Source organism: Citricoccus nitrophenolicus (assembly GCF_047305825.1).
Taxonomy (GTDB): domain Bacteria; phylum Actinomycetota; class Actinomycetes; order Actinomycetales; family Micrococcaceae; genus Citricoccus; species Citricoccus nitrophenolicus.
The window spans coordinates 16560-41413 of the sequence record NZ_CP063070.1; the positions used below are offsets into that span (position 1 = coordinate 16560).

Here is a 24854-nt window from a genome sequence, read left to right on the forward strand (position 1 = left end):
TGGTAGTTTGTGTCGAAGCCCGCGGCGGGCTGTGGACCGGCCGCCCACTGCACGGAAGGATCCCGCCTGCGATGAGCGTGTCCAGTACCCGGGCGGAATCCGCCGCCGCCTCGTGGACCGTGTCCGTCTGGATTCCCGCCGTGATCGGCTTCCTCGGCTCCTGCGCGGTGCTGGCCGGATCGCTCGCAGTGGGATGGTTGGCCTCGGTCTCACCGATCAACCGCTGGGGCTGGCTCATCCCCTGGCGAACCTCTGAGTCCGGCGTCATCACGGGCACGGTGGTCCTGACGCTGGGCTGCTGGCTGATGTTCTGGGGCTGGCTGCGGTTGGGCAGGGTGCTCCGGCCCTTCGGCCCGGGCTCACTGAGGATCGTCAACCTCACGACGACGGCCTGGACCCTGCCGCTGCTGGCCTGCCTGCCGATCTTCTCCCGGGACATCTTCGCCTACATCGGCCAGGGCCGGCTCATGATCGCCGGCCGGGATCCCTACGAGGACGGCATCTCCACGCTCTCCAACTGGTTCCAGTTGGGCGCGGACACCACCTGGGCGCAGACGGAGACACCGTACGGCCCGGTGTTCCTGTGGATCGAACAGCTCGTGATGGCCGTGGCCGGTCCCGATGACCCGGACCTGGCCATCTTCCTGTTCCGGCTGGCCGCCGTGGCCGGGGTGGTGCTCATCATGGTCTATGTGCCGAAGCTGGCCTCCCTGCTGGGCACCGACGCGGCGCGGGCCCAGTGGATCACGGTGGCCAACCCGCTGTTCCTCATCAGCTTCGTGGCCTCGGGACACAACGACGCGCTGATGACCGGCCTGGCCGTGGCCGGCGTCTGGTATGCCGCCACCGGTCGTGGGCTGCTGGGAGTCCTGCTCGTCACGGCGTCACTGGGCATCAAACCCATCACCATGGTGCTGTTGCCCTTCATCGGACTGCTCTGGGCCGGGCGCGGGGCCAGCTGGGCCCGGCGTTTCGGATACTGGTTCCTGACGGCAGGGATCGCCGGGGTCATCATGGTGCTGGTCGGCGTGTTCAACGGGTTCGGTTTCAGCTGGCTGACCGTGATGCTCGGCACCGGCACAGGTTCCGTGCCCTGGTCCCCGGTGGGCATCCTGGCTGAGGGCACCAAGGTGATCCTCGGCTCCCTCGGCGTCGCCGATGACTGGGTGCTCGACGCGTTCAAGACAGTTGGTCGGCTGCTGTCCATCCTCGTGGTCGTCTGGCTCATGTTCCGCGGCCGGCACGAGCACCTCATGCAGCGGATGACCTGGGCCTTCACCGCCCTGGTGGTGCTCACCCCCATCATCCAGCCCTGGTACCTGTTGTGGCTGCTGCCGTTCTTCGCCGTGATCGGGATCCGCAGTGACTGGCAGCTGAAGTGGGTCGTGTTCACCGTGGCCTTCTTCGTGGCCTTCGGGGCGGCGGACCAGCTCTTCGTCTGGCAGTTCCTGGGGATCGGCACCCAGCTGGCCCAGCTGGCGACGTTCCTGTCCTGGGCCTGCATGCTGTGGATCCTGTTGCTGGATCCGTGGACGAGTTCCATCCTCAAGGAGGAATGGCATGTGCGGGCTGCCCTGCGCCGCACCGCCGATCGGCTGCGCAGGCGGCGCGCGCCGGAGCCAGCGGAAACGTCGGAGCCGACCTCGCCGTGACGGAGCCGAACAGAGCGACGACCGGTCGGCTGGAGGGGCTGCGCCGCCGTCTGGGCCAGGCGCCGATCACCCGCCACCTGGTCGGCGGCCCGGAGGACCAGCCGGCTCCCAGCCTTTGGCAGGGGCTCATCGGCTCCCTGATGATCATGGTCGGCTCCTGGGGCGTCGGTTGGCTGGCCATGACCCCGACCTCACTGTTCGCCCGGACCACCGTGCTCAATCCGCTGCGCGTGGAACCGGTGGGCGTGGTGGCCTGTGCCATCCTGCTGGTGCTGGGCTCCCTGTTGCTGGTGCGGGCCTGGCTGCGGCTGGGGCAACGGCTCGAGGGCCGCTGGGGTGCCGCGGGCCCCACGGTCACGCGGGCCACCTGGCTGTGGGCGGCCCCGCTGTTGCTCGCCTTCCCCGTGTTCTCCCGGGACGTCTACTCCTACCTCAGTCAGGGACGGCTCCTGCACGCCGGCCTGAACCCCTACGAGGACTGGATCTCCGAGCTGCCCGGGTGGTTCATGCAGGGTGCCGACTCGATCTGGGCGGAATCGCCCTCTCCCTATGGCCCGCTGTTCCTCCTGGTGTCCCGGGCCGTCTGGTTCGTGACCGGGGGGAGTCCCGAGCCGTCCTTCCTGCTGTTCCGCGCGGTGTCCGTGGCCGGGCTGGCACTGTGTCTGTGGGCGGTGCCCCGGCTGGCGCGGCGGTTCGGGACGGAGCCCGGCTGGTCGGTGTGGATCTCCGTGGCCAATCCACTGTTCGCGATCTACATGATCGCCGGGGTCCACAACGACTCGCTCATGGTGGGGCTGCTGCTGGCCGGGTTCGTCCTGATCGGGCCCGGCTCCACCCGGGGGCGGAACCTGTCCGGTCTGGTCCTGGTGTCCCTGTCCATCGCCATCAAGCCCCTGACCGTCATCGCGCTACCCTTCGCCGGCCTGCTCATGCTGGGGGAGCGGCCCGGGTGGGCGGCCAGGGGGAGGGTCTGGACGCTGTGCCTTGCGGTCGCCGCCGCGGTGTTGGTGGGCACCGGGGCGGCCACCGGACTGTGGTTCGGATGGATCCCGGCCATGCTGAGCCAGGGTGACGCGGCCTTCCCGTACGCCCCGTTCGGCCTGTTGGGACTGGGGATCGGTTGGCTCGTGGACTGGGTCACCGGAGCGGGGGTGCGCCCCGTGGCGGACGTGGTCTACACGCTGGGCAAGGTGGCGGCCGCCGGATTCACGGCCTGGCTGGCACTGACCCGGAGGCCGGTGCATCCCGCCCTGGCGACCGGACTGGCCCTGCTGGCGGCCGTGTTGCTGGCACCCATCATCCAGCCCTGGTACCTGCTCTGGGTCCTGCCCCTGTTCGCGGTGGTCCGGCGCTGGCGGGGGTGGCCCGTGTGGACGCTGTATCTGCTCGTCATGGTGCTCGTGGTCGTGGGCGTGGTGGACCAACTCTCCGTCGCCCAGTGGATCTCCCTGTTCTGGGTGCGGGTCACCACCGCCGCCGTCGGTCTCACCTATATGGTGTTCATTGTCTTTCTGGACCCCAAGACGTCCACCCTGTTCCCCCTGACCACCCGGTGGCGGTCCCGCCGACACCCCAGTAGCCCCACCCATCAGGAGAAGCCGTGAACCAGACCGGACCAGCCGCCCAGCACGCAGGGCCGGACCGCCGGCTGCTCATCGTGCTCGTGGGGGCCACCCTGCTGGCCGCCGTGATCGCCGTGCTGTCCAAGCAGTGGTGCCGCGTCAACGGCTGGGAAGCCCCTGGCGTCCACATCCACATGTGTTACTCGGACTTCGGGCAGCTGTTCGGCACCCGAGGCCTGGCCGAGGGGTACTTCCCCTTCTACACGCCCCTGCCGGAGGACCAGTGGATGGAGTACCCGGCGCTGTTGGCGGTGGTGGCCGGGGTGAGCGCCTGGTTCGTCCCGGAGGGCGGGACCCTGTTGGAGCGCACCGTCACCTACTTCGACGTCAATGCCGCCGGTGCCCTGATCTGCTGGCTCATCCTCGTGGTGGCCACGGCCTACACCGCGCGCGGCCGGTCCATGGATGCCCTGATGGTGGCCGTGGCCCCGGGGATCATCCTGACCTCGTTCCTCAACTGGGACCTGTGGGCCGTCATGCTGGCCGCCCTCGGGCTGTTGCTGTGGTCCCGCAGTCACCCGATCCTGGCCGGGCTGGTCCTGGGCCTCGGGGCCGCCATGAAGCTGTATCCGCTGTTCTTCTTCGGCGCCATCCTCGTGCTGTGCTGGCGGGCCGGGAAGCTCGGGGTCTTCTTCAAGTCCCTGGCCGCCGGCATCGTCGCGTGGCTGGCCGTGAATGTCCCCTTCATGGTCACGGCCCTCGACCAGTGGAGTCGCTTCTACACGTTCTCCGGCGACCGCGAGGTGTCCTTCTCCTCGATGTGGCTGGCCTTCACCTGGACCGGCTGGTCCGGGGAGACGTTCTCATTGATCTCCAACGGACTCTTCGCGCTGTGCTGCGTGGGGATCGCCTATCTGGGCCTGTCCTCAAGGCGGCGCCCCCGAATGGCGCAACTGTGCCTGCTGATCGTGGCCGCCTTCATCCTGCTGGGCAAGGTGTACTCCCCGCAGTTCGTGATGTGGCTGATCCCCCTCGTGGTCCTGGCCCGGCCGGACTGGCGGCAGTTCTGGATCTGGCAGGCGGTGGAGGTCTATCACTGGGGCGGCGTCTGGATGGAGTCCGCCCGGATCACCTCGGAGGGAGCGTTCGGAGGCGGTGCCCTGTGGATCCCGCTCTGGTACGGCTCCGGGATCGTTCTGCACATGGCCGCCGTCATCTGGATCTGCGTGTCCGTGATCCGGGACATCCGCGAGCCGGACCGTGACCTGGTGCCACGCCCGGATCCCTCGGCCGGAGTCCTGGCCACCGAACCCGACCGCTTCCTGCTGCCTCCGGCCGGACGCGGACCCGTCCGCACGGAACCGGTGTCCTAGCGGATCCTGGAGCGCAGGACGAGTTCGAGTTCGAACCGCACCAACGGGTCCTCCAGATCGCCGCCGAAGAGGTCCTTCAGCTTCGCCACCCGATACCCCACGGTCTGGGCGTGGATCCCCAGTTCCCGAGCCACCGGGAGACGCTGGCCCCAGTGGACCAACCACAACAGCAGCGTCTCTTCGAGGACACGGCGCTTGGCCGGCCCCAGCGCCTCGAGGGGAGCCAGCCGGCGGACGGCGAGGTCCTCCATGACCTGCGTCTCCGATCCGAGGACGATCCGGGACAGGTGGTCCGTGGCGAAGATCGGTTCCTCCGGGTCCACTGGGTCCCCGAGCGGCAGTTGGGCCGCCAGCAGCTGGGCCACCCGGTGGGAGTGTGGTACGGCGTCCCAGGCGACGGCTGGACCCAGCACGGCGGAGGAGCCGGCGAAGACCTCCTGTAGCCGGGGCCGGAGCCGCTCGGACTGCGTGATGCCCACGATGGCCGTGGCCTCGGACTCGCGCTCGACCACGATCCCTGAGGTACCCAGACGCATACGGACACTGGCCGCGGCCGCGAGGGGGAACACCGCGGCCGCCATCTGCTGGGGCAGGTGCCAGTCGGCCCCGGAGGCCAGCCGGCGGACCTCGTGGAGCTCGGCCCCGCCACCCACCAGAGCGGCCACCAGGTCGGCACGGCGCACCTCCAGTGCCCCCGCGTGGGCCGATTGCTCCACCGCATAGGCCTGCACGCTCACGGCGGACAACTCGTCGATGTAGGCGAGGATCGTCTCGCCGAGGTCCACCACCACCTCCATGGGCAGGCCGAGCCGCGCGCAGGCCTCGGACAGTCCGCGGAAGGTGATCCGTGCGCTGGTGCGGTAGGCGGCCAGGAGGGCGTCCATGCTCCGGCCCTGTCGGAACTCGCCGGCTCCGAGGGCCGCCACCAGCTGGCGTGACTCCTCATTCAGGGCCGGATGGTCGGTTCCGGGGAGGGACAGCAACTGTTCGAGGGCGCCCTGGACGCCCAGGAAGAGCACCTCGCTGAATCGTTCGGTGCGCGCTATGTGATAGGCCGGGATCTGGTTCGGGACCGCCTCGATGATCTGGGCGACCACGTCCGGAACCGCCGGGGCCAACACCTCGGCCATGTCGGCGGGCAGGGACAACCATGGTGGGCCCGGCGCGCCATCGGCCTCCCCGACCCCGTGGGAGCGTTGGGCCCGGGACGTGTCCCCGACCTTCGGCGGCGGGGGTCCGCCGGCGAGGGGATGAGGGGACGCCTTGTCCTGTTTGTCTTGTGGAGACAATTTCATGAAGACAATCTTATCCCACCGGTGAAGAACTTAGCCTTGCGAACGTATAGTCTGAGGAGATGGCTGGTCGTTCCCTGTTGTCCCTGTTCTCCTCAGTCCTTTCCACCCCTCGATCGCCCCAGGACTTCCTGGCGCTGTTGGACCCGGTGCACTCGTCCCGGCAGCTGCGCGGGATCGTGACGAGGGTCGAGCGCCCCGCACCCGGGACGGCCACCCTCTCCTTCCGTGCCGGATCCGGTTGGAAGGCCCACGAGGCGGGCCAATGGGCCCGCATCGGGGTGGACGTGGACGGCGTGCGCCAGTGGCGTTCCTATTCACTCTCCGCCGCGGCAGGCATGGACCCGGAGATCACGGTCTCGGACATCGGCAAGGTCTCCGGGGCGCTGGTGCGGGACACCGAGCCCGGAGATGTGCTCTTCCTGGCCCGCCCGGAGGGTGATTTCACCCTTCCAGAACACCCCCGTCCGTTGTTGATGCTCACGGCCGGGTCCGGGATCACCCCGGTGATGTCCATGATCCGCACGTTGGTCCCGCGCAGACCTGATGCTGATGTGGTCCTCGTCCACTCGGTGCGCACAATCGAGGCCTCCCCCTTCCGGGAGGAGCTGGAGGAGTTGTCCCAACAGTTCCCGGGGCTGCGGGTGTTCCACCACCTCACCGCGGACCAGGGGCGCCTGGACCTCACCACGTCCCACGCCGTGGATCAGCTGTGCCCCGACTGGCGGGACCGGGCCGCCTATGCCTGCGGACCCACGGGCTTCCTGGATGACGCCGAGGGGCTCTGGTCACGCGAGATCGGCCCCGGTGCCGAGGGCCTGAGGATTGAGCGGTTCCAGGCCGACCTGGCGGCCGGGATCGCGGGTGCCGGCGGCATGGCCGTGTTCGAGAACTCGGACCTCGAGGTAGAGGCGGCCGGTGACGTGCCGTTGCTTGAGGTGGCGGAGGACTCCGGGGTGGCGGCCCCCAGCGGCTGCCGGATGGGCATCTGCCACGCCTGCCTGGTGCCCCTGCGCTCCGGTCAGGTCACCGATCTGCGGACCGGCGAGGTACACGGAGACCCCGGAGAACTCATCCAGACCTGTGTCAGCGCCGCTGCCGGACCGGTCAGCCTGGCACTGTAGCCTCACGGACAGGGCGCCCCACCACTCACCGAACCCGGCCGAATCCGGCCTAGCCTCACCGACTTCACCGCTTCCCACCCCTAGGAGCCACATGACCATCATCGACAAGCAGCAGTCCGCAGCCCAGCGGTTGCTCGGCGCCCAGAAGCCCAAGACCATCGAGGGGCCGGACACCGTCAGCTGGGCCCCGGGTCGGGGCAAGGGGCCCTCCGGAGAACCGCAGCCAGCCGCGGACCAGAAGGGCCGGCGTCGTGCACCGGGAACCGACGCCGTACGGGCGGGCACGCTTGCGGCCAGCGGCAGGCCCACCGTCCGCCCGCCGGCGGCCTCCCACCTCAGCGACGAGCAGGTGGCCGACCTCGGACGCGAGCTCGATGCGGTCCGGGACGGCATCCTGGCCAAGCGCGGTGCCACGGACGCCGCCTACATCCGCAAGGTCATCCGGGTCCAGCGCGGACTGGAGTTCGCCGGCCGCACCTGTCTGCTCGGTGCCAACCACAAGCTGGCCTGGGTGGCCGGAACCGCCATGCTGAGCGTCGCGAAGATCATCGAGAACATGGAGATCGGGCACAACGTCCTGCACGGGCAGTGGGACTGGATGCGTGACCCGGACATCCACTCGACCACCTGGGAATGGGACTTCGTCACCCCCTCCAAGGCATGGCAGAACACCCACAACGACATGCACCACCGCTGGACCAACGTGATCGGCAAGGACCGGGACGTCGGCTACAACGTGCTGCGCGTGGACCGGGACCAGCCATGGGAGCCCAAGCACGTCCTCAACCCGGTCATCAACGCCGGGCTGGCGCCGATCTTCGAATGGGGCATCGCCCTCTATGACCTCGAGCTGGACCGCGTCAAGACCGGGGAGAAGTCCAAGGCCGAGCTGTTCCGGGACCTGAGGGTCGTCGGGGCGAAGGCCGCCAAGCAGTTCGCCAAGGACTACGCGGCCACCCCTCTGGCCGCCCAGCTGCTCACCGGCTCCGGGAAATCGGCGTTGCTGGCCACCGCCACTGCCAACGGGCTGCGCAACATCTGGGCCCATGCCGTGATCTTCTGCGGTCACTTCCCCGAGGGCGCGGAGACGTTCACGGAGGAGATGGTCGAGGGGGAGACCCGTGGCGACTGGTACGTGCGGCAGATGATCGGCTCCGCCAACATCTCCGGGTCCAAGGCCATGCACTTCATGACGGGGAATCTCTCCCATCAGGTGGAGCACCACCTGTTCCCCGATCTGCCCTCCAACCGTTATGCCGAGGTGGCTGTACAGGTCCGCGAGATCTGCGAGCGCTACGGGCTGCCCTACAACATCGGGCCCCTGCACCGGCAGGTGGGGTCCACCTGGGGCAAGATCTTCCGTCTGGCGCTGCCGAACCGGGGCTGACCGGGTCCGGTGCTCGGCGACCTGGTCAGCTCACGGCACGTAGTCCGCGCAGACCGGGTCCACGGGTCGGTCCCGGTGCAACACCCAGATGCCGTGGTCGTCCTGCGTGACGGGCTCGTATCCGAGCCGCTCCGCCCGGGCGAGGGCCTCGTCCGGGGTGAGCGGGTCCCAGCCGCCGAGCTCCTCGGCCGTGGTGTCGATGATCATCCAGGTGGCCAGGTCGTCGCCCATGTCCCCGTGCAGGCCCACGTGGGTGCGGTCCACCAGGTGAGGCACGGCGTTGTCAGCCGCCTCGACGCAGACATCGTCCGGGACGGACTCCACCGCCCGGTCCAGGGCGTGTGCCCACTCGGTCATCTGCCAGTTCGCGCCGGTCACGGTCCGGTGCAGCGGGAAGACCTGGGGGAAGGACGCGGTACCGGCCACACCCGCGGCCAGGAGTACAGCGGTGAAGACGGTGAAGATCCTGGCCGGCGGAGTACGACGCCGGCCCTCGGCCAGGGCGTTTGCCGCACCGGTGCCGAGGTCACCGGTGCGGCGCCGGGCGCGCCAGGCGACGATCCGGCCCAGGGCCTCCAGGGCGGCCATCAGGAAGATGACTCCGAGGATGGCGTCGTACTGGTAGACCGGGCTCCACACGTTGAGCCGGTCGTTGAAGAGCCGGGAGAGCAGGATCGGGGCGCCGATGAGCGCGTAGGGGGAGAGGAACGGGAGCAGCCACAACAGCACGAAGTGCAACAGCCACAACCCGACCTTGAGCGGGTGGTCGAACAGCACGGCGGCGGCGGCAAAGGGCTCGGTGAGCATGAACTGCAGCGAGGAGCCCATGTCCGGGCCGAGCGCAGTGAACTGCCAGTACCCGAACTCGCCCTCGGGGGAGAACTGCGGGATGACCACCGAGGTGGCGAACCAATAGCCGGCCACGCCGGCCACGGCGGAGAGCACCGCGGGGACCCAGGCCCGCTTGATGGCGAGGACCAGGGCGATGGCCAGGACGGTGACCCCCATGTCCTCGCGTACGGCGAGCAGGGACAGGGACAGTCCGAAACCGAGCCAGTACCGGCGGGCGTCGATCGCCCAGATCACCCACGCCATGATCGGCACGCCGAGGGTGATCTCATGGAGGTCCCAGTTGACCATCGCCTGGAAGGGCCACCACAGCATCAGGGCCGCGGCGGCCAGCAGCGAGGGCAGGTGACCGCACCGGCGCCGGGCGAACAGGTAGACCGGGATGGCGCAGGAGGCCAGGAGCAGGGCCATGGCGATGCCCAGCATCCGCGGATCGTCCCAGATCCAGTAGAGGGGGGCCAGCAGCACCAGGATCGGGTGGAAGTGGTCACCGAGGATGTTGAAGTCCACGCCCTTGATCGGGACGATCGGCTCCCGGAAGAGGGCGTACTGGCGAACCGCCTGATCGAAGATGCCCAGGTCGTATCCCTTGGCCTCGAAGTTGCGGAAGCGCAGGAACGAGTGGACCACGTAGAGCGCCACGGCGGCGGCCATGACCGCGCCGAGCTGCAACCACTGCCGGCGGGTGGTGCGCGGTGCCGTGTCCACGGCCCCGTCCCGCCGGGCCGGCTGCCGGCCGATCACCCAGCGGGGCGCAGGGGTGCGCCGGCGGGGTTCGGCGTGGAGCGCTGCGTCAGGAGCTGGGGTCCGGGGCACAGGCCACCTTCCGGTTCGGGACTGGGACATCCCCACCATCGTAATGACCGTGGCCCGGGACCCCGGGACCCCGGGACGCGGCTACTCCACGAGCTTGCCCTCCTGGGAGACCTCCCGGAACAGCCCGGAGATCTCTGCCGGTACCTCCGGGATCTCCTCGCGGACGATCCCCCCGCTGGGGGACCACACGAGGTTGACCTGCTGCTGCGGGTCCAGGTCCGGATAGTCACTGCGGTTGTGGCAGCCCCGGGTCTCTCGGCGCTCCAGCGCCGCCTCCAGGGTGGCCCGGGCGGCCAGGGCCGAGGCCTTGAGGTCGAAGGCGTGCTGCAGGTCCTGATAGCCGGCGATGTCCGGGTGGATCCCCACGTGCTCCATCCGGGCCTCGATCTCGGTCAGCTCCCGCAGGCCGGCAGTCAGGCCCTCCTCGCTGCGCACCACCCCGGCGTGCTCGGTCATGGTGTCACGGAGGGCACGCTGGAGGGCACGGACGTTCTCCTGGCCGTCTGCGGCGAGTAGGCCATCCACCTCGGCGCGGGCCTCGTCCAGGGCCTCGGCGGAGCGGCGCTGGGAGCCCAGGCCCGCGGAGTGGGCCACGGCGGCCTGCCCCACGATGCGCCCGAACACCAACAGCTCGATCAGCGAGTTGCCGCCGAGTCGGTTGGCACCGTGCAGTCCGGAGGAGGCCTCGCCGATGGCGTAGAGGCCCTGCACGTCCGTGCTGTGGTCCTCGGGCCGGACCCAGACGCCGCCCATCGAGTAGTGCGCGGTGGGGGCGATCTCGATGGGGTCCCGGGTGACGTCCAGCATCTGCAGCTCCATCATCGTCTGGTAGACGCGCGGCAACCGCGCCATGATGGTCTCGCGCGGCAGGTGGGAGATGTCCAGCCAGACGCCGCCGTTCGGTGTCCCGCGTCCGTCCTTGATCTCGGTGTAGCCCGCCAGGGCCACCCGGTCACGCGTGGAGAGTTCCATCCGCTCAGGGTCGTAGGCGGCCATGTAGCGCTCGCCGAGGTTGTTGCGCAGGATCCCGCCCTCACCACGGGCTGCCTCCGAGATCAGGGTGCCGGCCGCGGTCTCCGGCTCGATGATGCCGGAGGGGTGGAACTGCACCAGTTCCGGGTCCCGAAGCCGGGCCCCGGCCTCCACGGCCAGACGGAAGGAGTCCCCCGTGTTCTCGTCCCGGCGGGAGGAGGTGCGGCGCCAGATGCGGTTGTGCCCACCGGCGGCGAGGATCACGGAGTCCGCGTGGATGCGGTATCGCGTGCCGGTGTTCAGGTCGAAGCCGTAGGCGCCGAAGACCATGTTGTCCTGCACCAGCAGACGGGTGATGTAGACGGAATCGAGGATCGGCACCTCGAGCTGCGCGGCCCGGTTGACCAGGGTGCGTTGGATCTCCAGTCCGGTGTAGTCGCCGGCGAAGGCGGTGCGGCGGAAGGTGTGGGCGCCGAAGAAGCGCTGGGAGATCCGGCCATCCTCCTCGCGGGCGAAGGCCATGCCATAGCGGTCAAGGTCGGCGATGCCCTCGGCGGCGTTGCGGGCCACGATCTCCACGGTGTGGGGGTTCGCCAGCAGATAGCTCTCCTGGAGGGTGTCCGCGGCGTGCTGCTGCCAGGTGTCCTCCTCGTCCATGGTTCCAAGGGCGGCGTTGATGCCGCCGGCGGCGAGGGAGGTGTGGGCATCCTGCCGTGGCCGCTTGCCCACGGCGAGGACATCCACGCCCTGCTCGGCCACCTCGATGGCGGCCCGGAGCCCTGAGCCGCCGGTGCCGATCACCAGGACGGTCGTGGAGATCAGTCGTTCTGTGGCTGCTGGGGAGCCTGCTGTTCGTGTCATGGAAGCCAGCGTAGGAAGACCACTTGTCATTACTCCAATGAATAGTTTGAGTGAAGACGATACGATTTCGCTATGACCATGAACCTGGAGCAGTTGCGCGGATTCGTGGAGGTGGCCCGAGTGGGCCATTTCACCCGGGCGGCGGAGACACTGCATCTCACCCAGCCCTCCCTGAGCCGCCAGATCGCTGCACTGGAACACGATCTCGGCTCCGAGCTCTTCCACCGGGCCCGTGGACACATCACGCTGACCGCCGCGGGGGAGGCCCTGTGGCCCGTGGCCCGGCGGATGCTGGCCGATGCAGAGGACATCCGCCGGCAGATGACCGAGCTGACGGATCTGCGGCGGGGCCGGATCCGCCTCGGCGCGACGCCCACGCTCTGCGTCAGTCTGGTGGCGGATGCCCTCGCGGCCTTCCACGCCGACCACCCGGGGATCGAGCTCCACCTCACGGAGCGTGGATCCCGTGGGCTGATCGAGGAGCTGACGGCAGGGGCACTGGACCTCGCGCTCGTCATCACCTCCGATGCGCACCCGGCCACGGCCCCGAGCCTGGTCCGCAGCCCCCTGCTCACCGAGGAGCTCGTGGTGGTCGGCGGCGGCCCCTCGCCCTTCGGGAGCCGGGGGACGCTGACTCTGCCCGAACTCGCACGGATGCCGCAGATCGTCTTCCCCTCCAGCTATGACCTCCGCGCCACGCTGGACGAGGCCTTCCGGTCCGCGGGGCTCACCCCCACCGTGGTGCTTGAGGGTGCCGAGATGGATGCCGTGCTGCGGTTCGTGGAGCTGCAGATGGGCGTGGCCCTGGTTCCGGCGATGGTGCTCAAGGACCGACCGGGACTGAGTTCGGTCCGTCTGGTGCAACCCCGGTTGACCCGGACCGTCAGCCTCGCTCGGCGCCAGGACGTGCAGCCCACTCGTGCTGCTGCCGCCATGCACCGCATGATCCTGCAGACGGCCGACTCGTTGGCCACCGGAGACAGCGGCCTGGGCCCGCTGGTCTCCCGAGCGGGCTGACGGCGGAGTGCTGTTGCCCGATGGGCGGTTCGGGCAGGGTTTCCCGGTGGAGCGCTCCTCGTGGGGTCGAGGTGGTGTTGACATCCCATAAAACAAGCGTTCAGTGTTAAACATGAGTTCAATGAAGGGCGATCCGCACCCGATCCCGGAGACAGCGGCTCGCATCCGAGACGCCGCCGTCTCGGCATTCGCCGCAGGCGGATTCTCCGGAACGACGGTGCGTGAGATCGCGACGGCAGCGGGTGTCTCGCCCGGGTTGGTGATCCATCACTTCGGTTCGAAGGACAAACTCCGCGCCTCCTGTGACGACTTCGTGTTCGAGGCGCTGACCGCGATGAAGCGGGAGAATGCGCATCGCTCACCGCTCATGGTCGTCGAGATGTTCGGCGAGGGACCGATGCGCTCCTACGCCGACTACCTCCTGAAGTCCCTCCTGGATCCTTCGGAGCAGGGGCAGCGGTTCTTCGACCACTACGTCGAGACTCTCGAGCAGGTCATTGACGAGGGCTTCGCCGGATACACCCTCCGGAAGGCCGAGGACCGGCGTGCGCAGTCCACCGCCATCGCGATGCTGGCGCTCGCACCCCTGCTGTTGGAGCCCAGGGTGCGGCACTCGCTGGGTACTGAGGACCTGCACGGGTCGATGACTCGCCTCATTCCGTATCTCGCAGAGGTGTATCGGCATGGATTCATCGAGTCCGTGCCCGGGGGACAGGCGGGGCCGGGGGTACGGGCCACTCCGGGGAGCCAGCACGATCCGCCGGCTCCGACCGGTACGGATCCCGATGCCCCATCGACTACAGAAGGCCCATGATGACACCCACTCCTTCCACTGATGCCGCAGCCCCTGCCATCAGCATCTCGAATCTCACGAAGGACTATGGATCCGTCCGCGCGCTCGACGGTCTCGATCTCCACGTGGCCCCTGGGGAGGTCCATGGATTCCTCGGACCCAACGGTGCGGGAAAGTCGACCACCATCCGGATCCTGCTCGGGATCCTTCGGCACGACTCCGGCACCGCACGCCTGCTCGGCGGCGACCCGTGGAGGGACGCGGTGGCGTTGCACCGACGCCTCGCCTACGTGCCCGGCGACGTGGAGCTGTGGTCCGGCCTCACTGGCGGCGAGGCCATCGATCTGTTCGCCCGGTTGCGCGGCGGCGTTGATCGGAAGAAGCGCGACGAGCTCCTCGAGCGTTTCGACCTCGACCCACGGAAGAAGGGGCGCACCTACTCCAAGGGCAACCGGCAGAAGGTCGCGCTCATCTCCGCCCTGGCCTCGAACGTCGAACTGCTCCTGCTCGATGAGCCGACGGCAGGGCTCGATCCGCTCATGGAGGCGGTCTTCCAGGACTGCATCCGCGAGGCAAAGCTAGCCGGGCGCACGGTGCTGTTGTCCAGCCACGTCCTCGCGCAGGTCGAGGTGCTCGCTGACCGGATCTCCATCATTCGCAATGGGGCGATCGTGGAGTCCGGCACCCTGAGCGAGCTGCGCCACCTCTCGCGCACCGCGGTGACGGCGCAGACGGCTGACCCGGTCGCCGGGCTGTCAGGCCGTACCGGTGTGCACGGTCTCCGTGAGGAGGGCGGGCAGCTCCACTTCGACGTCGACACGCAGCATCTGCCGGAGATCATGCGCGAGCTCTCCTCCCACGGTGTGCAGGCACTCACGGCCTCCCCGCCGACCCTCGAGAAGTTGCTGCTGCGTCACTACGGCGACGAGCTTCGCCGGAGCGGGTCATGACCGCGGCACTGACGGACCTCGTGTCGGCCACGTCGCCGGGCCCGCGCGGAGGCGTTCTGGGCGGTTCACTCACCGGCACCGGGCAGCTACTGCGGTTCATGCTGCGTCGGGATCGGATTCGCTTCCCCGCGTGGGTGCTCGGCATGACGCTGATGCTCGCGTACTTCGCGAACGCGCTGGGCCTCGTGCTCGACGAAGCAGCGCTGGAGAGCTTTGCTGTGTTCGCCGCGAGCCCGGTCACAGCATTGATCGGCGGGCCTGGCTACGGTTTCGACGACATCACCACGGGGCGGTTCCTTGTCGGCCTCTATGGTGGCTATCTCATGATCGGCGCGGCGCTGATGAGCATCATGACCGTCTCGCGCCACACCCGCATCGAGGAACAGACCGGGCGGGCCGAACTGATCCGCGCAAACGTCGTGGGACGGCACGCGCAACTGGCTGCTGCGCTGGTGCTCGTCGTGCTGATGAACGTGCTGATGTCCGCACTCATGGCGGTGGCCTTCTACTTTTCGCCGGCAGACCCGGGTTCGTTCAGCTCCTCGCTGCTCTTCGCCTGCAGCATCGGAGCCGCCGGGCTGGTCTTCGCCGGAGTGGCCGCGGCCACCGCGCAGCTTTCGCCGTTCGCCCGCGCAGCATCGGGTATGGCCGGGGCGGCGCTCGCCGTGAGCTTTGTCCTCCGCGGTTTCGGCGACATGTCGTCCGTGCAGGACGGAGATCTCGGCTGGTTGTCCTGGCTCTCCCCGTTCGGGTGGTCCCAGCAAACCGCGCCGCTCACCCTCGACCGATGGTGGCCGCTCGCCCTCTCACTCGCGGCGATGCTGTTGCTGATCACCGCCGGTTTCGCCCTGCAGTCGCGGCGCGACCTCGCTGCCGGGATCCTGTCCGACCGGCTCGGAGCCGATGTCGCCCCCGGGTGGCTGCGTGGTTCGTTCTCGCTCGCCTTCCGGCTGCAGCGGTCCGGGCTGGCCTGGTGGTCGTTCGCGTTGCTCGCCGGCGGGGTCACCTTCGGCGCCTTCGTGCAACCGATGGCGGAGAACGCAGCCGGGATGCCCGAGGAGTTGCTTGCCGTCTTCGGGGGTGCCGACGGCATGGTCGAGGGGTACCTCGGATTCATGGGCATCTACCTGGCGATCATGGTCGCCGTCTACTCGATCCTCTCCGTACAAGCCCTTCGGGGTGAGGAACAGGGGGTACGCACGGAGCCGGTGCTCGCCACGGCCGTCTCCCGCAGCGGCTGGCTGCTCTCCTGGGTCACGGTCACCGGGCTCGGGGCGCTGTGGCTGCTTGCGTTCGCGGGAATCGGCAATGGCCTGGGGGCCGCACTCGCCACGGGGGACTGGGATCTCCTCGGTCCGGTGTTGCTCGGCCACGTCGCACACACCCCGGCCATCTGGCTGCTGCTGGGGCTCTCCGTCGCGCTCTATGGCCTCGCCCCGCGCCTCATCGGGCTCACCTGGGTCGTATTCGTGTACGGCACCGTACTGAGCATGTTCGGCGACATGCTGGATCTCGACGACGTGGTGCTTGACACCTCGGTGTTCCGGCATGTCGGCCAATACCCAGCCGAGGACATCTCCTGGGCTGCTGTCGGCCTGTTGACGCTGATCGCCGCGACCCTGATTGCGGTGGGCTCAGCGTGCTTCCGTCGTCGCGATCTCATCACGGCGTGACCGAGCCGGATTCCATCGACGGGCATCGGTGCCAGGGGTCCACCACCCAAGGCACGGATGCATGGTGGAACGTGATGCGCAGTGTGCCCCAGGAGGGAGTCGAACCCCCGACCAAGAGATTAGAAGGCTCCTGCTCTATCCACTGAGCTACTGGGGCTGGGCCCGTCCATTCTACCGGTGGCCCGCTCCTGCACAGGACACCGGTGCCGGTGCGTTGTCCACGTCCCGGAGCTGGGGTGCTGGTGCGCCCGGGTGGGGGGCGGTGTGCTGGTGGGGCAGGAGGAGATCCTCCTGCCGCCGGAGGGGATGAGGCCCTGCGGCGGCCCCCGCCGGCCGCGGCCGGCTCATCGAAAGGCACCACCATGAGCGAACACATCACGGTCCGCGGCTTCGTGGCCACTGACCCGAGTACCCGCACCACCCCGTCCGGACTGGCCGTGGGGAACTTCCGCCTGGCCTCCACCGACCGTCGATTCGACCGCGAGCAGCAGGCGTGGGTGGACGGCGCCACGAATTGGTTCACGGTCAACATGTTCCGTCAGCTGTCCACCAACGTGGCGGCCTCTCTGTCCAAGGGGCAGCCAGTCCTCGTCACCGGCCGGCTCAAGGTCCGGCAGTGGCAGAACGGGGAACGGTCCGGGACGTCGGTGGAGATCGAGGCCGAGACCATCGGCCATGATCTGACCCTGGGCACGGCCTTCTTCAATCGGGCCGTCGGACGCACCGCGCCTGCAGACTCCGTACCGGCCGACTCCATACCGGGTGGCGGGGTCATCTCCGAGGAACCGGAGGGAGAAGTGAACCGGCTGACCGGAGAGCTCCTGAGTGGCTCCGGAATCGAGGAGGGCGAGCTCGACGGGACCGAACTCGGGAGCGAACTCGAGTCCGATCTCGAGTCCGAGCGTGAGGGGGAAGCGGAGAGCCTGAGCGCCGCCTGAGACAGGCAGACGGCGGACGGTGGCCGCCGGTCGGACCCGATGCGGGCAAACCGGCGGCCACCCACTAGCCTTGGGGGCATGGCGGAATACATTTACAGCATGGTCAAGGCCCGCAAGAAGGTGGGCGACAAGCTGATCCTGGATGACGTGACGATGGCCTTCCTCCCAGGGGCGAAGATCGGCATGGTGGGCCCCAACGGCGCGGGCAAGTCCACGATCCTGAAGATCATGGCGGGGCTGGACACGCCCTCGAACGGCGAGGCCCGGCTCGCGCCGGACTACAGCGTCGGAATCCTGATGCAGGAACCGGCCCTGAACGAGGAGAAGACCGTCCTGGGCAACGTCCAGGAGGGCGTGGGCGAGATCTACGGGAAGATCCAGCGGTACAACGAGATCTCCGAGCAGATGGCCGATCCGGATGCCGACTTCGACGCGCTGATGGAGGAGATGGGCAAGCTCCAGGAGCAGATCGACGCCGCCGACGCGTGGGACATCGATTCCCAGCTCGAGCAGGCCATGGATGCACTGCGCTGCCCCCCGGGCGATGCCGACGTCTCCGTTCTGTCCGGTGGTGAGCGCCGCCGCGTGGCCCTGTGCAAGCTGCTGCTGCAGAAGCCCGACCTGCTGCTTCTGGACGAGCCGACCAACCACCTGGACGCCGAATCCGTGCTGTGGCTCGAGCAGCACTTGGCCGCATACCACGGCGCCGTCCTGGCCGTCACCCACGATCGGTACTTCCTGGACCACGTGGCCGAGTGGATCTGCGAGGTGGACCGCGGCCGCCTGTACCCGTATGAGGGCAACTACTCCACCTACCTGGAGAAGAAGCGCGCCCGCATGGAGATCCAGGGCAAGAAGGACGCCAAGATGGCCAAGCGCCTGTCCGAGGAGCTCGACTGGGTGCGCTCGAACTCAAAGGGTCGGCAGGCCAAGTCCAAGGCACGCCTGGCCCGCTATGAGGAGATGGCCACCGAGGCCGAGAAGACCCGCAAGCTGGACCTGGAGGAGCTCCAGATCCCGCCGGGCCCGCGGCTGGGCAACCAGGTCATCGAGGCGAAGAACCTGCAGAAGGGCTTCGAGGACCGGGTGCTGATCGATGGGCTGTCCTTCTCGCTGCCGCCCAACGGCATCGTGGGGATCATCGGTCCCAACGGCGTCGGCAAGACCACCCTGTTCAAGACCATCGTGGGCTACGAGTCCCTCGACGGCGGCGAGCTGAAGATCGGCGATTCGGTCAAGATCTCCTATGTGGACCAGTCCCGCGGCGGGATCGACCCGGAGAAGTCGCTCTGGGAGGTGGTCTCTGACGGGCTGGACTACATCAAGGTGGGCCAGGTGGAGATGCCCTCTCGCGCCTACGTCTCCGCGTTCGGTTTCAAGGGCCCGGACCAGCAGAAGAAGGCCGGTGTCCTTTCCGGTGGTGAGCGAAACCGTCTGAATCTGGCGCTGACCCTCAAGGAGGGCGGCAACCTGTTGCTGCTCGATGAGCCCACCAATGACCTGGACGTCGAGACGCTCACCTCGCTGGAGAATGCGCTGCTCGAGTTTCCGGGTTGCGCCGTGGTCATCTCTCACGACCGGTGGTTCCTGGACCGTGTGGCCACCCACATGCTGGCCTATGAGGGCACTGAGGAGAATCCCGCGAACTGGTACTGGTTTGAAGGCAACTTCGAGTCCTACGAGGCCAACAAGATCGAGCGGTTGGGCCCGGAGGCGGCGCGTCCGCACGCCGTCACGCACCGCAAGCTCACCCGCGACTGAGCACCTCCTGAGTCGCCCTGAGGGCGCCTGGCTCACCTGATCCTGAGCCGGGCGTCCTCAGTCATGTCCGCGCCGGTACTCGCGGCTACCTGGACGGCTTCCGTGCAGTCTTCAGGTAAAGGTCCTGGACGGCGCCCCTGACCTTGTTCTGGAAGTCGCGGGGCACCCGGAGCATGCCCTCCTGCGCCACGGAGGCCACCAGTTCCCCGGTGCGGGCATAGACCCGCCCGGTGCTCAGCCCTCGGGCCCCCTGGGCGGAGGGACTGGACTGGACGTACAGCAGCCACTCGTCCACGCGGGCCGGGCGATGCCACCACATGGCGTGGTCCAGGGAGGCCACGGACATCCCGGGCCGGACCCAGGCGAGGCCGTGGCGGCGCAGTACCGGCTCCAGCAGCGTGTAGTCCGAGGCATAGGCCAGCGCCGCGCGGTGGAGGTTCTCGTCTCCGTCCAGGGCGGAGAACGTCTTCATCCACACCATGTTGGTGGCCACCTGACGCTTGTCCGGCGTGGTTTCCAAGGGCGGGTCCACGTGACGGATGTCGAAAGGACGTGCCCAGGACCACTCCTGCGCCATCGGGTGTCCGAGGTGCCCGAGGCGTTCCGACGTCCGGGGCAGTGACTCTGGATCCGGCACGCCCGTCGGCATGGGGGACTGGTGCTCCAGTCCTTCGGAGGGCTCCTGGAATGAGCAGATCAGGGACAGGATGGTCTTGCCCTCCTGCCTGGCCTGGACGCGGCGGACGGAGAAGGAACGTCCGTCCCGCAGTTCCTCCACGGCGAAGGTGATCGGCACCAGTGCGTCGCCGGGCCGGATGAAGTATCCGTGCATCGAGTGGATCAGGCGCCCGGGATCAACGGAGGCCATGGCCGCAGTCAGGGACTGGGCCATGACCTGTCCGCCGAACACCCGCCCCCGGGCCTGGGTCGGGGTGGTTCCGGTCAGGAGCCGCTCGCCGGAGACCGGATCTCCGCCGGCCTCGTCAAGGGACAGGACGCCTCGAAGGACGTCGGTGGGGTCCTCAGGGAATTCGATGCGCTCCTTGCGGATCTTGCCTGTACCCATGAACGTCCCTCCATTGCACGCCGACCGTACCGATACCGGCCGGTAATTCTCCGTGGGAGTCTACTCCGCCCCTTCACGATGGCCCGGCACGGGGCAGCCGTGGGGAGGTGGGTGGGACAATGGTGAGCATGTCACCGTCTCCCTCCGACCCGTCCGGATCCGCCGCTTCCCCACCCACCGACTCCCGGCCTGGGACCGGCCCCGGCGCGGGCCCATCCCTGGTGTTGGAGGATCTCGAGGCGGTCGCGGACCTGGAGCGTTTCGCCACCCGGGCCAAATCGATCTCGGACACCGGCACGCGGCTTCAGGTGGCGGGTGCCGTTCTGGCCAACTGGGTCTCAGTGCTCCATCCGCGCGGGCTGGGGGACCAGGTGCCCGTGGTGCTCGGGCTGCGGACGGTGCGGTTGGCTGAGGGGCGGCAGGACGGTCTCGACAACGTCTATGCCCTCTCCTCCGTCCTGGAACGCCTGGCCCGCATGGGCACCACTGGATCCACCGCGTTCACCCTGCCGCCTGTCACCGAGAACGTCCCCTGGACGGCGGTGACGCCCCCACGCTCCGGCTGGACTCCGGTGGCCACGGTGGAGGACGGCGAGCTGCAGTCCGTGGCCCGGGACGGCATCCGGGAACTCGCCGACGCCCTGCCCCAGGACCCGGGAGCGTCCATGGTGGCCCAGGCCAGGGCCGCCGTGTGGGGGCGCCTGCTCGGCAGTGACCCCTCCGGTGAGGGCTTCCTCCCCGCCGGGGCGGCCTTCGCCGCCTACAGCCTTGGATTCCTCACCCCACAGGGCACCACGGCGGTCCACACCTCCGGTCCGTGGGTGCGCCTGTCCGGGCCCGCGGGCTACGTGCTCTGCCGGCGTCCGATGCTGGTCTGACGGCCGATGCCGGAATGAGAGGGGACGAGCGGGCCGGAACAGCTCAACCCGAGTTGACCATGGAGTGGGCGGCCCGCTCCAGGTAGTCCCACAGGGTGTCATGGAGCAGCGGGGGCAACTGCAGCGAGTCCACCGCCGTGCGCATGTGCCGCAGCCAGGTGTCTCGCGCGGCGAAGTCGATCGTGTAGGGCATATGGCGCATCCGCAGCCGCGGATGGCCGCGCTGCTCGCCGTAGGTCTTCGGACCGCCCCAGTACTGCTCCAGGAACATCCGCAGTCGTTCCTCGGCCGGGCCGAGGTCCTTCTCCGGGTACATGGCGCGGAACTCCGGGTCCGCAGCCACCTGTTCGTAGAAGACGCGCGCCAGCTGCACGAAGGTCTCGTGCCCGCCGACCTGGTCGTAGAAGGTCGCGTTCTCCGGAGGGGTCGGCTGCTGTGGCTGGGCCGGAGCCGACGTCTGAGGCGGGTGTCCCGTGGATGCGGTGGGACGGTCCTCCAATCCGGTCACGCGGCTGGGTGCCTTGCCCTGGCGCGGCTTCAGCACTGCGATGGGAGCGCCCAGGCGGCTGCCGAACTCCGGCAGGTTCCGGTTCTGGGGGCGCCGTACCTGTTGCGGCCGAACGGACACCGGGAAGGAGACGGAGCGGGCGATGAAGCACTGTTCATGAGCCGTGGCGTGCAACGCGTCCGCCGTCTCTCGCTGGCCCTCGTCCGCCAGCCAGATCTCCGGGTCCAAGGTTGCCGAGGAGACCCGGCCGCCGTCGTGGTCATGGCTCAACACGCATTCGGCGCGCACCGACGCTCCGGTGACCACCACCCCGGCCTGCGTGGCCGCGTGGAGGTAGGACAGCAGGTGGCACTCGGCCAGGGCGGCCAGGAGCAGCTGCTCGGGATTCCAGCGGGACTCGGCACCATGGAAGGCGCGAGCGGCAGAACCGGCGAGTTCACCGGGGCCTTCGGCCCGTACCACCAGGTCACGGTCATAGTCCTTGTACCCGGAGGTCCCGGTGCCCCGGTTCCCGGTCCATTCGGCGTGTAGGGAGAAGGTGTGGTCCACGTCCTCCACGGTACCCGCACGGCCCGTGGTGGCTGGACCGCACGCGCCGCCCTAGACTCGAGTCCCATCGGGAGGTTCCATGCCACACATCCACATCTTGACGGTCTCCGACCGCGCCCATGCAGGCCACCTGCCGGATACCACGGGCCCTCGTGCCGTGGAGCTCGCTGCCGAGCACTTCCCGGAGTGGTCGGCGGACTCGGCCATCGTGCCGGACGGCATCGAGTCCGTGAGCTCCGGGGTCCTGGCAGCCCGCGGCCGCGGCGCGGACGTGGTGCTGACCCTCGGCGGCACGGGATGCTCCCCGCGGGACCTGACCCCGGAGGCCATGGACTCCCTGATCGGCACGGAGCTCCCCGGCATCGCCGAGATGCTGCGCCGTGAGGGCGAGGCCCAGACCGCTACGGCGGCCTTGGGGCGCGGCCGGGCCGGAATCGTGGGCCGTCCGAAGTCCGGGGCCCACGAGGAGGAAGCGCCGCCGCCTGAACCGCCCACCGTGGTGGTGAACCTGGCCGGTTCCCTGCGGGCCACGGAACAGGGGTTGGCACTGTTGGCCCCGCTCCTGCCTCACCTGATCGAACAACTCTCCGGAGGTGGAGACCATGCACGCCACTGAGCACGCACCACGGTCTGTGGTGGCCGGCATCAGCGAGTGGGCGCTGGACGCTGCTGCCGTGGAGGAATCCGTACTGAGCCCCCGCTGTGGGGCGGCCCTCACGTTCACGGGGATCGTGCGCAATCATGACCCCGAGGCCGCCGGTACGGTGACCTCACTGGAGTATTCGGCCCATCCGGATGCCGGTACGGTCCTGGAGGGGATCCTGGACCGGCATCGCCGTGGACCGCAGGCCGCAGGGGGAGAGGTGCGGATTGCGGCGGTGCACCGGATCGGGATGCTCGACGTCGGCGACCTGGCCTTGGTGGTCTCGGTCGCCTCCGCGCATCGCGCCGATGCCTTCGAGGTCTGCCGGGCCGTGGTGGAGGACATCAAGACAGAGGCCCCCATCTGGAAGAAGCAGCAGACGGCCGCAGGCACCTCCCACTGGGTGGGACTGCCATGACGTCCGTGGGCGTCACCCTGACCACGCGAACCGCCACCGGGGTCGGCGCAGCACCGGCGGGAGCGAACTCGGACGCGATGTCCGGACCCGAGGCCCGGCGAATCCTGCCCACGCAGGCCGAGCTGGCCGCCGTCGGGCCCGGAATGGACTCTGGGCAGGGGGCCAGCCAGGGATTGACGGACACCTTCGGCCGCGTCCACCGGGACCTGAGGGTCTCCCTGACGGACAAGTGCACCCTGCGTTGCACCTACTGCATGCCGGAAGACGCCGGACCCTTCCTGCCCCGGGACAAGACGCTGTCCGGCGCGGAGATCGAGCGACTCGTGCGGATTGCCGTGGACCACGGCATCACCGGGGTCAGGTTGACCGGGGGTGAGCCCCTGTTGCGTGCCGACCTGGTGGACATCGTGGCCCGGTTGGCGTCGATCGACCTGCCGACCGGTGGCGTTCTGCCCGTGTCCATGACCACGAATGGCATCGGACTGGACCGCCGGCTCCCGGCCCTGCAGGAGGCGGGGCTGGGGCGCGTGAACGTCTCCATTGACACGATGCAGCCGGAGCGGTTCCACCGGCTGACCCGCCGGGACCGGCACGCCGACGTCCTGGCCGGGATCGCCGCTGCGCGGGACTCCGGCCTGCGGCCGCTGAAACTCAACGCCGTGGCCATGCGCGGCGTGAACGACGACGAACTGGGGGACCTGGTGGCGTATGCCGTCTCCCAGGATGCCCAGATGCGGTTCATCGAGCAGATGCCCCTGGACGCCGGACACACCTGGAAGCGGGACAACCTGGTCTCCGGGGAGGAGATTCTCGAACGGCTGTCCGAGAGGTTTGAACTGAGCGAGGTGTCCGGCCGTGGCTCGTCACCGGCGGCCCTGTACACCGTGGACGGTGGTCCGCATACCGTGGGCGTCATCGCCTCGGTCTCGAAGCCCTTCTGCGGTGACTGTGACCGGCTGCGTCTGACCGCAGACGGGCAGATGCGCAACTGCCTGTTCGCGCGGGAGGAGACAGACCTGCGGACCCTGCTGGGGGATTCGGCCACGGACGGGGATCTGGCCGCTGCCATGCAGCTCTCCGTCACGGCGAAGAAGGCCGGCCACGGCATCGATGATCCGGACTTCGTCCAGCCGGGCCGCGGCATGAACGCCATCGGTGGCTGAACCGTACCTACCGCGGTCGACTCGGTTCAGTTCCAGGTGAAGGGGAAACGTCGGCTGGGCGATGCTTCCTCGCCGCCCGGCGACTTAGTATCGAGGGGTGCTTCCCGATCCGACGCCCCGTCTTCGATTCCGCGAGATGGAACCGCGCGACCTCGATCGCATGGAGTCACTACTGGGCGATCCCGTCGTCATGAGGTTCTACCCCGCACCGAAGAGCCGCGAGGAGGCATCTCGCTGGATTGCGTGGAACCGGAAGAACTACGCCGACCATGGCCACGGGCTCTGGATCATCGAAACGGATGACGGTGCGTTCGTCGGAGACTGTGGCCTCACCTGGCAAGAGGTGAAGGGAACCCCGAAGCTTGAAGTTGGCTATCACGTCCGCGCCGAACTCCACGGGCGAGGATATGCCAGTGAAGCCGCAGCGGCGTGCCGTGACTTCGCTCGCGACAGGCTCCGGGCATCCGAACTCGTGGCGATCATCCACCCGGACAACGTCGCCTCGCGTCGCGTGGCGAAGAACATCGGCATGAGCCGCATCGGCGAGGACCACGGCGGATCGCTTCCCGTGCGCGTGGTCCTCGGCATGACTCTCTCGTAGCCCCGCCA

At 68.7% G+C, this 24854-nt stretch carries 21 protein-coding genes, 1 tRNA gene and 1 pseudogene; 16 read left to right on the forward strand and 7 right to left on the reverse strand.

Annotated features, from left to right (window positions below; genetic code table 11):
• Positions 1 to 71: 71 nt before the first annotated feature.
• Genes mptB (IMT31_RS00095) through IMT31_RS00105 form a run of 3 tightly spaced genes read left to right on the forward strand, consistent with a single transcriptional unit; the run spans position 72 to position 4587 of the window.
• Positions 72 to 1652: a polyprenol phosphomannose-dependent alpha 1,6 mannosyltransferase MptB gene (gene mptB, locus IMT31_RS00095; RefSeq protein ID WP_413543356.1), complete on the forward strand. Its 1581-nt coding sequence runs from the start codon at positions 72 to 74 to the stop codon at positions 1650 to 1652.
• A complete protein-coding gene (gene mptB / locus IMT31_RS00100) occupies positions 1649 to 3256 on the forward strand; it encodes a polyprenol phosphomannose-dependent alpha 1,6 mannosyltransferase MptB (RefSeq protein WP_413543357.1) in 1608 nt (535 codons plus the stop codon). The genes mptB (IMT31_RS00095) and mptB (IMT31_RS00100) overlap by 4 nt, the downstream gene beginning before the upstream one ends.
• Entirely contained in the window at positions 3253 to 4587 is a 1335-nt protein-coding gene (locus tag IMT31_RS00105; RefSeq protein WP_413543358.1) for a glycosyltransferase family 87 protein, read from the forward strand. Before mptB (IMT31_RS00100) ends, IMT31_RS00105 begins: the two co-directional genes overlap by 4 nt.
• On the opposite strand, the gene IMT31_RS00110 is transcribed toward IMT31_RS00105, so the two are convergent.
• Positions 4584 to 5882 (reverse strand): helix-turn-helix domain-containing protein, encoded by a 1299-nt coding sequence (locus tag IMT31_RS00110; protein ID WP_413543359.1) that lies wholly within the window; start codon positions 5880 to 5882, stop codon positions 4584 to 4586. The two genes, IMT31_RS00105 and IMT31_RS00110, sit on opposite strands and share 4 nt — an antisense overlap.
• 59 nt (positions 5883 to 5941) lie before the next feature.
• Here IMT31_RS00110 and IMT31_RS00115 point away from each other — a divergent pair, with 59 nt between their 5' ends.
• Together IMT31_RS00115 and IMT31_RS00120 are read left to right on the forward strand one after the other, a co-directional pair.
• On the forward strand, positions 5942 to 7003 hold the full coding sequence (locus tag IMT31_RS00115) for a ferredoxin reductase (protein ID WP_413543360.1): 1062 nt from the start codon (positions 5942 to 5944) through the stop codon (positions 7001 to 7003).
• A 91-nt stretch (positions 7004 to 7094) separates the two neighbouring features.
• Positions 7095 to 8390: a fatty acid desaturase gene (locus IMT31_RS00120; protein ID WP_413543361.1), complete on the forward strand. Its 1296-nt coding sequence runs from the start codon at positions 7095 to 7097 to the stop codon at positions 8388 to 8390.
• A gap of 30 nt (positions 8391 to 8420) precedes the next feature.
• Here the strand turns inward: IMT31_RS00120 and IMT31_RS00125 are convergent, their stop codons facing one another.
• Both IMT31_RS00125 and IMT31_RS00130 read right to left on the reverse strand, forming a co-directional pair.
• On the reverse strand, positions 8421 to 10055 hold the full coding sequence (locus IMT31_RS00125) for a DUF2079 domain-containing protein (protein ID WP_345361963.1): 1635 nt from the start codon (positions 10053 to 10055) through the stop codon (positions 8421 to 8423).
• Between the two features lie 81 nt (positions 10056 to 10136).
• Positions 10137 to 11888, reverse strand: coding sequence for an L-aspartate oxidase (locus IMT31_RS00130; protein ID WP_413543362.1), 1752 nt, complete (start codon positions 11886 to 11888; stop codon positions 10137 to 10139).
• Between the two features lie 78 nt (positions 11889 to 11966).
• Between IMT31_RS00130 and IMT31_RS00135 the strand changes: the two genes are divergently transcribed.
• From IMT31_RS00135 to IMT31_RS00150, 4 genes are all read left to right on the forward strand, one after another.
• Positions 11967 to 12905, forward strand: a complete 939-nt coding sequence (locus tag IMT31_RS00135; protein WP_413544344.1) for a LysR family transcriptional regulator — start codon at positions 11967 to 11969, stop codon at positions 12903 to 12905.
• Positions 12906 to 13017: 112 nt separating this feature from the next.
• A complete protein-coding gene (locus IMT31_RS00140) occupies positions 13018 to 13719 on the forward strand; it encodes a TetR/AcrR family transcriptional regulator (protein ID WP_413543363.1) in 702 nt (233 codons plus the stop codon).
• The gene (locus IMT31_RS00145) at positions 13719 to 14648 is read left to right on the forward strand and encodes an ABC transporter ATP-binding protein (protein ID WP_378109338.1); all 930 of its coding nucleotides are present in this window, start codon (positions 13719 to 13721) and stop codon (positions 14646 to 14648) included. Before IMT31_RS00140 ends, IMT31_RS00145 begins: the two co-directional genes overlap by 1 nt.
• Positions 14645 to 16321, forward strand: coding sequence for an ABC transporter permease (locus IMT31_RS00150; protein ID WP_413543364.1), 1677 nt, complete (start codon positions 14645 to 14647; stop codon positions 16319 to 16321). Before IMT31_RS00145 ends, IMT31_RS00150 begins: the two co-directional genes overlap by 4 nt.
• Before the next feature lie 84 nt (positions 16322 to 16405).
• Here IMT31_RS00150 and IMT31_RS00155 read toward each other — a convergent pair.
• Positions 16406 to 16478: transfer RNA gene (locus tag IMT31_RS00155), tRNA-Arg, on the reverse strand.
• A gap of 205 nt (positions 16479 to 16683) precedes the next feature.
• Between IMT31_RS00155 and ssb the strand changes: the two genes are divergently transcribed.
• Together ssb and ettA are read left to right on the forward strand one after the other, a co-directional pair.
• On the forward strand, positions 16684 to 17259 hold the full coding sequence (ssb, locus tag IMT31_RS00160) for a single-stranded DNA-binding protein (protein ID WP_345361948.1): 576 nt from the start codon (positions 16684 to 16686) through the stop codon (positions 17257 to 17259).
• 78 nt (positions 17260 to 17337) lie between these two features.
• Entirely contained in the window at positions 17338 to 19020 is a 1683-nt protein-coding gene (gene ettA / locus IMT31_RS00165; protein WP_345361945.1) for an energy-dependent translational throttle protein EttA, read from the forward strand.
• Between the two features lie 85 nt (positions 19021 to 19105).
• On the opposite strand, the gene IMT31_RS00170 is transcribed toward ettA, so the two are convergent.
• Positions 19106 to 20086, reverse strand: coding sequence for an acyl-CoA thioesterase (locus IMT31_RS00170; protein ID WP_413543365.1), 981 nt, complete (start codon positions 20084 to 20086; stop codon positions 19106 to 19108).
• A gap of 128 nt (positions 20087 to 20214) precedes the next feature.
• On the opposite strand from IMT31_RS00170, the gene IMT31_RS00175 reads away from it, so the two are divergent.
• Positions 20215 to 20964 (forward strand): hypothetical protein, encoded by a 750-nt coding sequence (locus IMT31_RS00175; protein ID WP_413543366.1) that lies wholly within the window; start codon positions 20215 to 20217, stop codon positions 20962 to 20964.
• A 43-nt stretch (positions 20965 to 21007) separates the two neighbouring features.
• Here IMT31_RS00175 and IMT31_RS00180 read toward each other — a convergent pair whose 3' ends face one another.
• On the reverse strand, positions 21008 to 21463 hold the full coding sequence (locus IMT31_RS00180; RefSeq protein ID WP_378109337.1) for a globin: 456 nt from the start codon (positions 21461 to 21463) through the stop codon (positions 21008 to 21010).
• A gap of 180 nt (positions 21464 to 21643) precedes the next feature.
• Positions 21644 to 22030, reverse strand: a pseudogene (locus tag IMT31_RS00185) (OsmC family protein); the annotation flags it as partial.
• A gap of 70 nt (positions 22031 to 22100) precedes the next feature.
• Between IMT31_RS00185 and IMT31_RS00190 the strand changes: the two are divergent.
• The 4 genes from IMT31_RS00190 to IMT31_RS00205 all read left to right on the forward strand — a co-directional run bounded on the left by IMT31_RS00190 (position 22101) and on the right by IMT31_RS00205 (position 24846).
• Entirely contained in the window at positions 22101 to 22637 is a 537-nt protein-coding gene (locus IMT31_RS00190) for a MogA/MoaB family molybdenum cofactor biosynthesis protein (protein ID WP_413543367.1), read from the forward strand.
• Positions 22624 to 23082 carry a molybdenum cofactor biosynthesis protein MoaE gene (locus IMT31_RS00195; protein WP_413543368.1) on the forward strand — a complete coding sequence of 153 codons (459 nt, stop codon included), beginning with the start codon at positions 22624 to 22626 and terminating at the stop codon, positions 23080 to 23082. The genes IMT31_RS00190 and IMT31_RS00195 overlap by 14 nt, the downstream gene beginning before the upstream one ends.
• Positions 23079 to 24245: a GTP 3',8-cyclase MoaA gene (gene moaA, locus IMT31_RS00200; protein ID WP_413543369.1), complete on the forward strand. Its 1167-nt coding sequence runs from the start codon at positions 23079 to 23081 to the stop codon at positions 24243 to 24245. The genes IMT31_RS00195 and moaA overlap by 4 nt, the downstream gene beginning before the upstream one ends.
• Before the next feature lie 97 nt (positions 24246 to 24342).
• Entirely contained in the window at positions 24343 to 24846 is a 504-nt protein-coding gene (locus tag IMT31_RS00205; protein ID WP_413543370.1) for a GNAT family N-acetyltransferase, read from the forward strand.
• Positions 24847 to 24854: the final 8 nt, after the last annotated feature.